General features: G+C 68.2%; 8 protein-coding genes and 5 pseudogenes. 3 read left to right on the top strand and 10 right to left on the bottom strand.

The annotated features are described in order from the left end of the window. Positions 1–167: 167 nt before the first annotated feature. A complete protein-coding gene (locus tag ABT296_RS35350) occupies positions 168–926 on the bottom strand; it encodes a YqjF family protein (protein WP_351933662.1) in 759 nt (252 codons plus the stop codon). A gap of 489 nt (positions 927–1,415) precedes the next feature. On the opposite strand from ABT296_RS35350, the pseudogene ABT296_RS35345 reads away from it, so the two are divergent. Continuing rightward, positions 1,416–1,784 (top strand): annotated as a pseudogene (locus ABT296_RS35345) (transposase); the annotation flags it as partial. A gap of 110 nt (positions 1,785–1,894) precedes the next feature. Here the strand turns inward: ABT296_RS35345 and ABT296_RS35340 are convergent. The 3 genes and pseudogenes from ABT296_RS35340 to ABT296_RS35330 form a co-directional block, all read right to left on the bottom strand. Beyond that, positions 1,895–2,245, bottom strand: a pseudogene (locus ABT296_RS35340) (ferrochelatase); the annotation flags it as partial. Between the two features lie 191 nt (positions 2,246–2,436). Further along, positions 2,437–3,036, bottom strand: coding sequence for a lipocalin family protein (locus ABT296_RS35335; RefSeq protein WP_351933658.1), 600 nt, complete (start codon positions 3,034–3,036; stop codon positions 2,437–2,439). Positions 3,037–3,256: 220 nt separating this feature from the next. Beyond that, positions 3,257–4,591 (bottom strand): glycosyltransferase, encoded by a 1,335-nt coding sequence (locus ABT296_RS35330; RefSeq protein WP_351933657.1) that lies wholly within the window; start codon positions 4,589–4,591, stop codon positions 3,257–3,259. A gap of 207 nt (positions 4,592–4,798) precedes the next feature. Here ABT296_RS35330 and ABT296_RS35325 point away from each other — a divergent pair, with 207 nt between their 5' ends. Beyond that, on the top strand, positions 4,799–6,850 hold the full coding sequence (locus ABT296_RS35325) for a glycosyltransferase family 4 protein (RefSeq protein WP_351933655.1): 2,052 nt from the start codon (positions 4,799–4,801) through the stop codon (positions 6,848–6,850). A gap of 24 nt (positions 6,851–6,874) precedes the next feature. On the opposite strand, the pseudogene ABT296_RS35320 reads toward ABT296_RS35325, so the two are convergent. Both ABT296_RS35320 and ABT296_RS35315 read right to left on the bottom strand, forming a co-directional pair. Beyond that, positions 6,875–7,435: pseudogene (locus ABT296_RS35320) on the bottom strand (IS630 family transposase); the annotation flags it as partial. After that, positions 7,432–7,821, bottom strand: a complete 390-nt coding sequence (locus ABT296_RS35315) for a S1 RNA-binding domain-containing protein (protein WP_351933660.1) — start codon at positions 7,819–7,821, stop codon at positions 7,432–7,434. The gene ABT296_RS35315 and the pseudogene ABT296_RS35320, both read right to left, overlap by 4 nt. A 1,298-nt stretch (positions 7,822–9,119) precedes the next feature. Here ABT296_RS35315 and ABT296_RS35310 point away from each other — a divergent pair. Further along, positions 9,120–9,653, top strand: a complete 534-nt coding sequence (locus tag ABT296_RS35310) for a hypothetical protein (protein ID WP_351933653.1) — start codon at positions 9,120–9,122, stop codon at positions 9,651–9,653. Positions 9,654–10,446: 793 nt separating this feature from the next. Here the strand turns inward: ABT296_RS35310 and ABT296_RS35305 are convergent. The 4 genes and pseudogenes from ABT296_RS35305 to ABT296_RS38805 form a co-directional block, all read right to left on the bottom strand. Continuing rightward, a pseudogene (locus ABT296_RS35305) lies at positions 10,447–10,623 on the bottom strand (TerD family protein); the annotation flags it as partial. A 193-nt stretch (positions 10,624–10,816) separates the two neighbouring features. Continuing rightward, positions 10,817–11,464 (bottom strand): hypothetical protein, encoded by a 648-nt coding sequence (locus ABT296_RS35300; RefSeq protein ID WP_351933651.1) that lies wholly within the window; start codon positions 11,462–11,464, stop codon positions 10,817–10,819. Between the two features lie 549 nt (positions 11,465–12,013). Continuing rightward, entirely contained in the window at positions 12,014–12,616 is a 603-nt protein-coding gene (locus tag ABT296_RS35295) for a hypothetical protein (protein WP_351933649.1), read from the bottom strand. Positions 12,617–12,950: 334 nt separating this feature from the next. Further along, positions 12,951–13,070, bottom strand: a pseudogene (locus tag ABT296_RS38805) (IS630 family transposase); the annotation flags it as partial. Between the last annotated feature and the right edge of the window lie 41 nt (positions 13,071–13,111).

Below are 13,111 nucleotides of genomic sequence, written 5' to 3'. Positions count from 1 at the left end.
GCACCCGGAACGCGAGTGGTCATGACGGGTTCCCCTTCCGTTCGAGCACGTCTCGAATCTCGTGGGAACGCATTCCGCCGGTGATGCGGGCCTGGTTTCAACAGAAGGAAAGTTTTCTGAGCAGCCTCGTGGAGGTCCTCTCCACCGGGCGCACAGCCTGGTCCGTCTCACGCGCCAGGCGGGGTGTGGGACAAGCGGACGGGCAGGCCGAACCGCACCTGGACACCGGGAGCAAAGAGCACACTGTCGGGCTTGGCGCGCAGGGGTGTGACGCCTGCAGCGGTCACCAGGGACGCGTCCCAGTCAAGCGCGTCACAGCACCGAAAAGTCCACTCCGGGTGGGTCAGCCCCATGTAGTAGGTCCCCCCGAGGCCCTCTCCGTGGAGACCCCATCGGTTCGTCAGGAAACAGTCCAGCGGCCTGGGCGTCGCGATCTCCTCCTCGACGTCGACCCACACGTGGCTGCCGAGCCGCGGCTGCCTGCGGTCCTGCGTGCGGTACACCAGCCGCTGCCCGTACCAGTGGCGCGAGATACGCGACCAGCGGTAGGGCAGCCCGAACCCGAATCGCGCACCCACAGCGGGCAGGAGCCGGTCACAATCCAGCGAAAGGAAGACAACTCCGCGTCGGCCCAGCTCGTCGCGGCTGTACAGACGAACGTTGACCTCGTTGAACGTCCCCAGATACGGCAACGGCGGCACCGGCCCGAGCGCCAGGTCCCGCATCTGGAAGAACACCAGGCCCACGTACGTACGGCCGTGATGCAGATCCGGGACCGTGCCGGGCGGTAGGAGCCTGGCGACCTCGAAGGGATCCGCCTCCCAGTGCAGGAAGACCAGGTCGCGCCAGTACTGACGGAATAGGACACGTCGTACGCGGCGTGGAGCGAGAGGAGTCAGTGCCTCGGGAGCTCGACGATGCCGCATCACTCGCCGGGGCCCGCGGCGCTCACTCATCCGCCGCCTCCAAAAGCCGCAGCACACCGGCCGTCCGCCGGTGAGAAACGACCGCGTCGCTCATCACGCTGCCTTCCCTGAGACGGTCATGTACCGAGCCGGGTTCCTGGCGTCATGCGAGGTCCCGCCTCCCTTCAGATGCTTCAGCCGGACACCGTCTGACGGTTGCACCCCAGCGTGTGGGACCACAGGTGCCCCCACAGCCGCGCAATGGCCGGCCGGCGACACACGGCCCGCCTTGCGCTCAACAGGAGCAGACCGCGCGGCCTGCCATGGATCTCTTCGGTCGGCACACCGTGCCCTTGCACGGCCCAGTGCGTATGTATTGAGCAGCCACCCCCTGCACGCACGGTGCGGCTCCGCCATGCGACAGGGGCGGGCCATCGCACGACCGGCCCCGGTCGCCGTGGCTCCCCGGTCCACGGCGTGCTTTGCAAGTCGGTCAGCGGCTTCAAACGCATGCACTCGCGGTTCGTCGCCCTGCGCATCCGCCCAGCCGGACGCGCAGTCCGTCAGGCCAACGACGGCCCGGAGCTGCCCGAACGCCGGCTGCTGGCCGAATGGCCCGCCACCGAACCCGAACCCGTGCAGTTCTGGCTGTCCAGCCTGCCCTCCGGGATGCCCCTGGCGACGCTGGTGCGGCTGGCCAAGCTCCGCCGGCGCATCGAGCACGACTACCGCGAGATGAAACAGGCCCTGGGCCTGGCCCACTTCGAGGGCCGCACCTGGAACGGCTGGCACCACCACGTCACCCTCGTCTCCGCCGCCCACGCCTTCTGCACCCTGCAACGACCGGCACGAGACCCAAAAGACGCAGCGCAGGCCTGAGTCTCTACCAAGTCGTCCGCGACCTGCAGACACTCCTCGCTCTCTGGGCCGGCGCCTGCCCCACCTGCCACCAAGACATACCCACACCCCTACGAACCTGACCAAGCCCTACTGGTGGCCAGGACCAGGACGCGGCGGTGGCCGTCGCGCGTCATCTCGCGCAGGGTGTCGGTCAGGTACGGGGCCCAGTTGCGGTTGCCCCAGTGGACCGGCAGGTCGGGGCCGTGGTCGGCGAAGTCCTTGCGCAGGGCGTCGAGCAGCTCGCGGTTCTGGTCGTTGATGGGGCTGGCCCCGCCGTAGAGGAGATGGTGTTCGCCGACCTCCATCAGGCGTTCCCTGGGGATGCCCCGCCCGCGCGTCACGTTCTCAAAGAACGGGATCACGTCGTCCGGGCCTTCGGGACCGCCGAAGGCCAGCAAAAGCAGGGCGTCGTAAGGGCGGGGTGACGGCGTGGGGCGCATGATGCTCCTCATGGCTCCGTACACACGTCTGTGGGCCAAGAGGTTTCGACCGAGGTACGGGTCCGGCGTCCCCGGCAGATGCGGTATGGGAACGAGACGCACGGCACATGCGTGCAAGGCCTTCGGGCCGGTTGTCCGGGGCCTCACGGCCGACTCCGGACGACCGGCGCGAAGGTGGAGCACGGACAGCGTCAGCAGAGCCGGCTGCTCGTCCTCGTCCCCCCGTCCTGACGCGTCGTGCGGAAGTCGCAGGCGTCGAGGCCCGCTGCCCGGATGGAGTCCCGGACGGCCGCCCACTCAGTCGCGGTCAGCGTGACCGAGCGGGCGAGGACGAACCCGGACTTCCGATCGCTGTCAGTGACTACGGCCCAGCTGTACCCGGCGTCGAGCCCTGTCACGATGTAGTTGGGGTCACCGGTGTGGACGTAGGAACCGCCCAGTTTGAGAAAACTGACGTTGAGGCGGGCGTTGGAGGCGTCGAGTGCCTTCGCCTCACCTGTCACGGCACTGGTGGTGTTCCACCAGGTCGTGCAGGTGTTGCGAACGCCGACCGCGCCCGACGCCGTCAAGGAGTAGGCGGCCGTGACGTTCTTGGCACACTGGACCTCGAAGAGCTGAGGAACCGCCGCCACCTGGTACCAGGCCCCGAGATAGCGCTCCACGTCCACCATTTCGACCGCCCGAGGTTCCTCGGCGACGGCCGGCGTCGGCGCGGCCTGGGCCGGGGCGCCTGCGATGACGCCCAGCGAGCAGACTGCCGCCAGGGTGGTGACGTACTTGGAAAACGACACGCTGGTCCCTTCTTCTGCCGTTCATCACGGACACGACGGATACGGATGTGAGGCGTGGTGGCCACTGCGTCGTCCCGCGACCACCACTTGGCTTGTGCGGTGAGGCTTCTGCCGATCGTGGACGCATGGATTCACCCGGCCCTCGGGATGCGCCGGACGAGCAGTACGCGGGACCTGGCAGGCCCTCCGCCCCGGAGGGACCGGTCGGAGGTGCTCGCGGTCACGTTCCCCGGGGAGGATGCATCACCTCAAGCAGAGCTGTGGCGGCGTGGTCGGGGCCCAGAGCGTTGAGGGCGTCCTGCCACCTCTTCACTTCGGGCCCGGCCGTTGTGCCTAGGAGGTCGAGCGCCGAGCCGACCTGATGGTCGGTGAGACTGTTCGGGTCATAAACGATGCCGACACCGGCCCTTTCAGCATCTCGTGCGACGGCGAACTGATCGCTGGAGAAGGGCAGTACCAGCGCGGGAACACCGGATCGGAGACATTCGGTGAACGAGTTGCCGCCGCCGTGGTGAACCATGGCATCCATGTGCGGGAGCAGCGCCTGCTGCGGGACGGACGGCACCACCACCGTGAGGTCGTCGGCCACAGCGCCAACGACGTCCGTGCGCCGGCCCGCCGCGACGATCAGGGCGGTCGGGCGCGAAGCGGTCCGGGCGCCGGACACGACGGCGCGCAGGACATCGTCGCGGGCTGCGAGGAACGTGCCCAGCGCGACGAGGACGATCCGCTCCGCGCGGTCGCGCAGCCGTCGCAGGGTGTGCTGCCAGTGGTCGTCGAGCGGCTGGACCGAGCCCACCGTGTGACCGGCGAAGAGATGGCGGGGTCCTGCGGGGCGTGCCGACAGCCATGGCAGCGGCGGGTAGGCGTAAACGACCGCGTCCGGTGATGTCAGCGCGAAGGCGCGGCCCGGCCTGGGCGCCGCGGGTGCCCTGCTGGCGGCGAAGGCGTCGAACGCCGCGGTAAACGCTCGATCGTTATCGCGGGCCACGTCCAGCAGTTCGGCCAGACGGGTACGATCGGGGCGCAGTGCGCCAGGCCAGTCGTAGGGCACACCGAAGTAGCTGTCCTGGTCGCTGAGGACGTAGGTCGGATGTCCGGGGCAGAAAGTTGCGTAGCGCAGCCGCAGGCAGTGGAGGGCCAGTGTCACCGCGTAGCTGAGCTGGTCCACGACGTACCAGTCGGGTCTGAGGCGCTCGTCGAGGGACCGTAGGTCATCGAAGACCTTGTCCGGGTCGGCGAGCATGTCGGCCCGTCGGTGACGGGCCTGCGTCATGAGCGTCTCGACGGCTCCGTGCCGTGTCGCATCGAGGAACTCGTCCAGCCGCGCCGCCTCGGCCGCGTCCTGTTGCGTGGACTCGGCCACCCCCGTGTTGGCGTTGCGGGTCACTACCAGAGGCACGAAGGCGACACCGGCGTCGAGCGCGAGCCCTTCGAAATCCGGCGAGCAGGCGAAGAAGACTTCGGCGCCACGCGTCCGAAGGGCAGCGGCAAGGACGGACAGGGGCCGGGCGTGGGAGAAGAACGGTGGACTGACGATCACGATGCGTGGCATGCCCTCGCTTCCTGACGTAGCCCTTCCGTGGATGCGGGCCGCGGGTGCACGGCTCCGGACGGCGAGCGGCGCAGTCCGCCGCCCCCGGTCCCCTCACCGGTCGTGCCGGATGAGCCGCTCGGGCTGGTGCCGACGCTGTGGTGCATCCGCGCGGTGCCACCGGGCGGAAATCATCAGCGTCGTAGCTTCCCCGACCAAGGAGACCATGTGCTCGCCTCCTCCCCGCCACGGTTCGAGAGCACCGAGCAGCGTGCGTCGAAGGGGGATCCCGACCCGCTCGTCGCCGCGCGAGCGGCCTTCTTCAGCGGCTCGTACCCGGGTGGAACGGACGCCGTCCTTCCCCCGCGCACCGTCGGCGGACGGTCCCCCGGCCTGCTCGCGTCTCTCCTGGACGCCGAGTACGGCGGCCGACCGGTTGCCGCCAGTCCCCCACCGGGCCTCAGCCGCGGCGATACCGCGACCGCCTCGCTGCGCCGCGCCAGCCGGCTTGCCGTTCCCCTCACCCCCGAGGCGCTCCTGGCGCATGCCCGGGGCGGGCCGAGGCTCGCGGCGGTCATGACGGAGCTGTGGCCCGAATCGGTCCGCCACCACGGCACCACGTACGCGGAGGAATCACTGCGCCACGCGCTCGTCCACGAGGCATCCCACCCCTCGCGCACAGCCCTTCTGCTCGAATGCGCCGAGATCGCCGGCCTGCGGCCACTGTCCTGCGATGAGGCGGCGGAACGCGCCGCGAACGCCACCCGTGCCGAGCGGCACGCCCTGTGGCGCTACCTGCACGGGCTGCCGGAAGGCCCCGCCCTCCTGGCCGCCACCGCTCGTGCGGCTGACCCCTATGAGCGACTTCTCCTCAGTCCGCCCACTCGTCTGACGGCCGAAGGATGGCGCCCGAGCGGGATCGTGGTCGCGCAGACGATGCTCCTGGGCGACCTGCTGACACCGGGTGCGGGACTGAGCGGTGGCCTGTCCGTGCTGCTGGGCGGTCTTGGCGACCGGCTCGCCCGCAGCGAGGGCATCGCCAGCGTGATCACCGTCGTCCTCGCCGGCCATGACGGGCTGGCCCGGCACCCCGGCCTGCTGAGGGAGCGAACCACGGGCCACTGGGTGCTGAGCCTGCCGGTGGACGCACCCACGCCACCCCAGCAGAACGCACTCGCCGCGCACCGTGCCGCCCTCGCCTGGTGGGCCGCCCGTCTGCTCGGCGCCCTGCCCCGTGCCGTGGACGTGCTGCATGTGCGCTACGCCGACGACGGCAGCCTGGCCCTCGCCCACGCCGCTGCCCGTTCAGGCATACGGCTGTTCTTCACGGCAACGCCCGATCCGCACCGAACCGTCGCGCGAAACTACAGCGAGGCCGATCCGGACGACAGCGCAGCAGCGGACCGTCTGCGCGACGACCTGCATCGCATCTACTGCGCCGACCGACTCGTCGACCGCGCCGACACAGTGATCGGTATCCCCGGGAGTTCGGGAAGCCGGGAACTCCTGCGCCACTTCCCCGTGCTCAGAGCGCGATACGGTCCATCGGGTCCCGCCTCGCCGCCGGAGGGAATCGCCCCGTACTCGCCCGCACCCGACGAGACGTCACTGCAGCGCACGCTCCTGGCCGGTTTGTTCGCCAGCGGCACGTCCCCTGACTCGCTCGCGCCGGAGAGCCGTGACCTGCCGCTGCTGTTGTGCGTGGGCCGACTGAACCCTGTGAAGCAGCAGGATCTGCTGGTGCGTACCTGGCTCGCCACGGGCCTCTGGCGCGAGACGACCCTCGTGATCGTCGGAGGAAGCGGGGGCCGTCCCACACCGCCGGAGCAGCACATGCGTGCCGAACTGCGCACCCTGGCGGCGGGGCACACGAAAGCCGCCCGGCATCTGGCTATGCTCCCGGCCAAGCCTAACGACGAAGTCCGATGCCTGGAACACGCCTTGGCCGAACCGGCGAATGGGATGAGGGCGTGGTACGTGTGTCCGAGTATCAAAGAGGAGTTCGGCATCGCCATCCTGGAGGCGATGGAAGCCGGTCTGCCTCCCGCCGGGCCACTGCGCGGTGGGGTGGCGCACTATCTCCGTGACGGGCTCAACGGACTCCTACTGGACACCTCCTCCGCCTCCGGCCTCGCACGCGGCCTGCGGCGAATGGCGACCCTGCCCGAGAACGACAGGCTCCGTCTCGCCCAGGCCGCCCGTGCAACGGTCAAGGCCCGCTACTCGGTGACGGACATGGCTGACGCCCTTGCTGCCGAGTACCGGGCGGTCATGTCCTAGTGTGATGCGCCGGAAATCGCGGGCTTAAGTCTCTTGCTGGTTTTCGGTGGCTGGTGGAGTGACCTTGGTGAGGTAGTCGGCGAGGGATTTGAGGATCTCGTCGGCTGTCTTGGTCCAGGTGAAGGGTTTTGGGTTCTCGTTCCACGAGGTGATCCAGGCCCTGATGTCGTCCTCTAGCGCCTTCACTGAGGTGTGGACTCCGCGGCGGATGAGCTTGTCGGTCAGCAGGCCGAACCACCGTTCGACCTGGTTGATCCAGGACGATCCGGTCGGGGTGAAGTGGATGTGGAAGCGGGGATGCTTGGCGAGCCAGGTCTTGATCTCGGACGTGTTGTGGGTGGCGTAGTTGTCACACACCAGGTGCACGTCGAGTCCGGTGGGGACCGCCTTGTCTATCGTGACCAGGAACTTCTTGAACTCGATGGCCCGGTGACGGCGGTGCAGTTCGCCGATGACTGTCCCGTCGGCGATGTTGAAGGCGGCAAACAGGCTGGTGATGCCGTGCCGCAGATAGTCGTGGGTGCGCCGCTCGGGCATGCCGGGCATCAGCGGAAGTACCGGCTGCGAGCGGTCCAGGGTCCTCACTCCGGTTGGGCGCGTTTGAGTGAAAGGCGGATGCGGCGACGCTGGCGGTCCACGTCGAGGATGGCGACTCGGACCTGGTCGCCGACCGCGAGCACTTCTTGCGGGGACTCGACGTCGTGCTCGGCCAACTCGGTGAGGTGGACGAGGCCATCGATGGTCTCCTCCATCTGGACGAACGCGCCGAACGGCACCAGTTCGGTCACCGTCCCCAAGACCGTGGCCCCTACCTTGTGGGTATCTGCATAGTGCTGCCAGGGATCGGGCTGCAGCGCCTTGATGGACAGCCTCACCTGCTCCCGCGCGAAGTCGATGCTGATGATCTCGGCGCGGATTTCCCGGCCGACGGGGGCAATGTCGTCGACCGAGTCGAAACGGATCCAGGACATCTCGGAAACGCGGAGGAAGCCGAGGAAACGACCCAGATCGTCATCGAGGTGCACCTGCACCCCGATGTCATGGAGACCCGTCGCGACAACGCCGGTGACAGCCTCGCCCACACGCAGCGAGCCGAGGAACGTCCGCCGCTCCTCGGCCCGGGTGCGGTTGGTACGCCAGCGGGCCCGAAGGACACCGTCTCCGTCGGGCAGCACTGCCACGAGAAGAGGGCGGCGATCAACTCGTTCCAGCGGGACCAACGCCGCCCGGTGGCCCGGGCCGGATGCGATCTGGGGATTCGGCACGTCTGCGCGTCCCATGCCCGGTTCGGCGACACGCGCCCCCGTGAAACCCCCGCCCGGATACTGCCGCACGAGCAGGTGCAGGCCTTCCCCGCGCACGACGGCGGCGCGGACCGCCTCGACGTCGTCGGTGAGGTCCGGCCATACCGCCAGCCGCGCCCGTGGGGTCAGACGCTCACGCACAGCCTCAACCTCGTCAGTGGCCGTCAGGCGGTACCAGCGGTAGGCGTTGCCGGTCGGACGCTCCTCCAGCAGGACCCCGCCGCGGTCCGCGACCAGTGCGCCGACCTCGGACCAGAACTCCTCGTTCGCGGCCTGCGAGGCGTCGGTCTCGTCAAGGGCCGGATCATAAGGTGAGCCAGCGACCCCGTCGACGAACAGCCCAAGCATGCGGGCGCGGGACACGGCGCTCTCCTGGTCCCGCCCGCCGCCGACATATATGTCGTCCCGGTCGCCGACATGAATGAAGAATCCATCGTCCGCCTGCAGCCGGCACCAGGCCCCCTCGCGCAGCACCATCGCCCGCAGCAACCCGAGACCGGTGGCGAGCGGAACGCGCGCGCCATCGTGGAACCCGACGCTGTCGTAGGGGAACAGCCCGCTCAGCCCATGCCCCCCACTTCCCGCGAGGACGGAGAAGGAGAAGAACCCCTCTGTCATGGGATTGTCGATCGTCACCCGCTCGACACCGGCATCGAGCGCGAACCCGGCCACGGCCGCCACACAGGCAGCAGCGACGCGTTCCCTCGAGTCATACCCGATGCAGGTGCTGTCTCCGCCGGCCGCCGCGTCGAGGTCAGCAGGGCTGTACGGAGTGATGCGGTACACGAAAGGTGCCATGTCAGCGGCCCGGATGGCTCGTAGACGCCCTGAGGGCCCGTCGCGGCTGGACAAAGGGAGTGATCACCCGCGAACCTTACCGGCGCCAGGCCCGGCATGAGCAGAATTCATGCTCGGCAACAGCGCCCCGGATCGGGGCGCGCAGTCGGTGCGGCTTAAATACGGACATGGAATCCCCGATCTGGGCCGGCCTGTCGGCCGCCGAGCGCTCCGCCGTGGACAGCCTGATCCAGCAGGACCATCGGATAGCGGCAGTCGCCCGTATCCGCGCGGCATTCCCCGTCGGGTCCAGGCCGGGCCTGTACGACACACTCGACGTCGTTGCCGAGCGTTACCGGGAGCTGGGCCAGCGGTTCGAGCGCTATCCGACCGCTCCGCTGGACCTGGTGACGCTGGTGAAGACGGTGGAGACTCTGCCCGGCCGGGCGGTCGCCATCGAGGCACTGTGGGACGGTGACACCGATGGCTGGTGCGTGGACCTGATCGCACTCACGGACGACCCGGACGCGGAGCACCGGCTCGCCATCATTCGGCACGGCAGTGACATGAGACTGTTCAACGGCACGGTTCCGCCGTGGCCCGAGGCGCAGGAAGCAGAGACGGTCGGTCGCGCCCTGGCCGAGCGGTTCGCCGTGCCGTTCCACTTCGCCAGCCCCGATCAGCCCGACCTCGACGCTCCCCGCTGGAGGACAACCTCGTGAAACACGCTGCCACCCGGCCCGACACTCTCGCGGCTCAGACCGCCTCGGGGGCAGCCGGCCTCCCATCCTTTCTGGTGCCCCACCGTCCAGGCTGGTGCCGTTGGCATCGACAACCTGGTAATCGAGGACTGCCTTGACGGGGTGGGCGTCCTCATGGATCCGAACAGCAGCGCAGTCCGGGGACGTAGGCAGAGAACCAGACGACGCTTCCCTCAACCCGGGGGTCGGCCAGTAGTCCTCGCCACGGGGGTCGAGGAAGGGACACGGCGGACCTCGCCAGCGGCCAACTCACGATGGACCGCAGCAACATGGCCCTTCCGAAGCGCCGAAAGCCATGCATCCGCTGAGGTCGGCATCCCTCATGTGGCCGGGTGCTGAGCCGGGCACCCTCCATAGACGTAGGGTTCGATTTCGTTGCCTTGCCTGTCGCTGAGGTGGAAGCAGTGGCCGTTGACCCACACCGTGACCCAGTCAGGCCCATGACGAACCTCAAACGGCTCGTCCCCGAGCTGCGTCCCAGGCCAGGAACCATCTCCCGCAGAGGGATGAGTGACAACGACGCACGTCTGCTCAGGCGAGACTCGATGGACGTCACCCCAGGGCTCCAGCAACAGATCCAACGGCACCTCACCGTCGTTGCCCACGACCAGCCGTGCCGCTCTGCCCGCGAACATTCTCATCCCCCGGTATGACCCTTCAGGTAGGTGCGTGTGACTGCCGCCCTCCGCAGTGCGCAGACGGCATGATCCTCACACGCACGATCACCCGGACCAAGTGTCTACATCGCAGTTACTCAAGAGCCCCAGCAGGACAGAACGCTCCTCCACTGGGCGACGTCGACTCCGTAGCCACGAGCGAGGCTGGCCAGTCCATGGTCGCAACCCTGCCCGACGGCGCACAGCCACCACCCGTCGCCTCTGCGGCACAGCTCAGCGAGGATCACGGTTCGCTCGACGGTGGAGGCGTCCAGATGGCCCGCGCTGTCAGTGCCGCGCCGAACCGGCGGGACAAAAGCGCCTGGTGTCCCGTGATGATCCCGAGGTGCTGCGGCTACCGACGACCGCCCGCGACCGACCGGCGTCCCCGGGACGACACGTACGTGGGGAGCGGCAGAGTTGAAGCGCGGGACGCCAGAGGGCGCGGGCAGCGGGACTGCTGCCGGTCTAGTCAATGTGTGCGTTCGTTGTGGGCTTCTCACCCGTTTTGGCTTGCTCGGTGCGGTCGTGGAAGAGTTGGGCCGCTGCCCGGGTCCGTTGCTGGGTGGTGTGCTGTTCGGCACCGGCAGCAGTGACCCAGAGGATGGTGGTGCCTGCGCGGATCTTCGTCGAGGCTATCGCAACGGACCGTCCCCCCGTGCTCAAAGTTGTGTGTACGGCAGCCTGTTCGTCCCCCAGGGAACCCGGGAGGCGGGTCTTCGATCCGCTCAGAGTCAGTTCGGCGAAGAGTTCATGAGCAGTGCGCTCGCTGGTGCAGGAGTAGAGGGTGAAACTGATCTCGCCTCCCGTTTTGCTCATCTTCTCGCCTCGGAGGAACTTCGATGTCCCCATGGCGACAGTGGTGCGGCATCCGTTCGGTACTACTGTCTGGCACAAGAGGCGGTCCTTGGTGACCAGTGACCCAGAGGTCTCCCTCCAGCCGGGCAGCGCTGCCGCATCGGGCATGACGGCCTTCACGTCACGGATCTGCAGGACTTTCGCGCGGCCGGGGTCGGCAGCAGCGGAGGGGTCCGCAGGTGCCGAGCGGATCGGTCCCGGTGAACGGCTTCCGGACGCCGGCGCATCGGATCCACACCCACTGACCAGTACGCCCATCCCCAACACCACAGCCCCCGTCGCTGCGGACGCCCGCCCTCTGCCTCTGACACCTGCCATGCGCTGCGCCCCGCCCCTGTGGATCGTGCGGTAGGCGAAAACCGTCTCCCGTTCAATGTGCTCGGCCACCATCTCAACCGGCTCGCCAACGCCCCGAACCTGCTGCTGCGCCTGCTCAGACGCTGAACGCCAACGCAGCCCTCCAACACCCACTGCCCCACCCCTTGCTCACAAGATCACCACAGGTGAGCAAATGACAAAGCATGATCGGGCAACTGTCAAGCAGAGAGCCAAAGTTGCACCCACCATTACGGGACGAGGCACTGAAACAGCATCCGGGCCCACAGGAAAGTTCCGCAGTACAGCATCCGAGCTCGACACGCCTCAGAGGCAGCCCCCAGGCCCCAGTTCCGCGGGAAAGCGTTGGCGCTCCCCGGAGCGAGGAGGGCTCCCACATCACCCGCCTTCGGCCGGTGCAGCAAACGCCGCCAAGAAACCCAAGTTTCCCCAGCTGAGAGCGTCCGCTGCCTGCCTGGGCTCCTCGAAGAGTCAGAGGAGGTCCCGCCAGAAGAGGGCCGTCGCTTGCGGGTTCCAGCTGTCGTCGACCTCGCCTCGCGCCTCGTCGAACTCCTGGTGCATGTAGTCGGCCAGGTCCAGGCCGTAAAAGATGATGTCGGTCTGCCACATCGAGAGCACCGGATGCCCGAAGCTTCCCCGGCCGGCAGGCAGGTATCGGTGGGCATACACGGGCACCATCACCGGCACCTCCGCCAGATGACGCCGCGCCGTATCCAGTGCCGCTGTTCCGTTGGCTGGACGCTCACCCCAACCCTCGTACCAGAACGCGTTGTGCTCAACGCCGAGCAGAACACCTTCGACCGGCCAGTCGAGCTGTCGACGCAAGCTGTCCAGATCGCCGCCGCGCCACTCCGGCCAGGGCCTGGACCAGGTCTGCCCGTCCTCGGGAGGGATGTTGGTCGGGAGCCCGGCCGCAAGGAACGCTCGGTGATCGTCCGCGAACTCGAAGCCGTACTCGCGCTCGATGCGCGTGAACTCGGCCTCCGTCAGCCCCGCCTCGAACTCATAGAGACCCGTCCGTGCCAGGCAATGCGCGGCCTGCGCGCCCAGGCGTATTCCTTCATTGCTGATCACCGCCGCACGCTAGCGCCGATCGCGCCCAACCGTCACCCGAGTTCTGCACGGACTCCGTCTCGGTTTCCTCCTCATTCAGGGCCGTTCAGGCAAGACCACGAGTCGACTGCAACTCACGAGCGGACGGGACCGCCACCCCAGTATCGACCGCCGTGAGACGGCGGCCGCCACCTGCACCGGGTGCTGCACATTGCCGTACGCGGCGCCTTCCGCTGTCGGGGAGGCGGTCAGTCCAGGGACGGCGCTTTTGCCTCCCTGCGGACACGCTGAGTCCGGTGTCGCCGAACAGGGCGTCGGAGCATGTGTTGACGATCCGCCCGTACCCGGCGGCGTGGTCCTTGGCGATGACCGAATTCCTGTCACCTCTTACGAACCTCTGCCCGACCTCCAGCCGGATCCCTTGACGCGCGGCCCGCCGCTCAGCAGTCAGGCCTCCACCATCCGCGTACCGCATGACACCGGCATACCGCAGGAATCACCCAACGTCACCGCCCG

The sequence above is a fragment of the Streptomyces sp. NPDC000983 genome, assembly GCF_040299205.1.
Taxonomy (GTDB): domain Bacteria; phylum Actinomycetota; class Actinomycetes; order Streptomycetales; family Streptomycetaceae; genus Streptomyces.
Note: the sequence above shows the minus strand (reverse complement) of the source record. Positions and strands in the feature narration are given on the sequence as shown.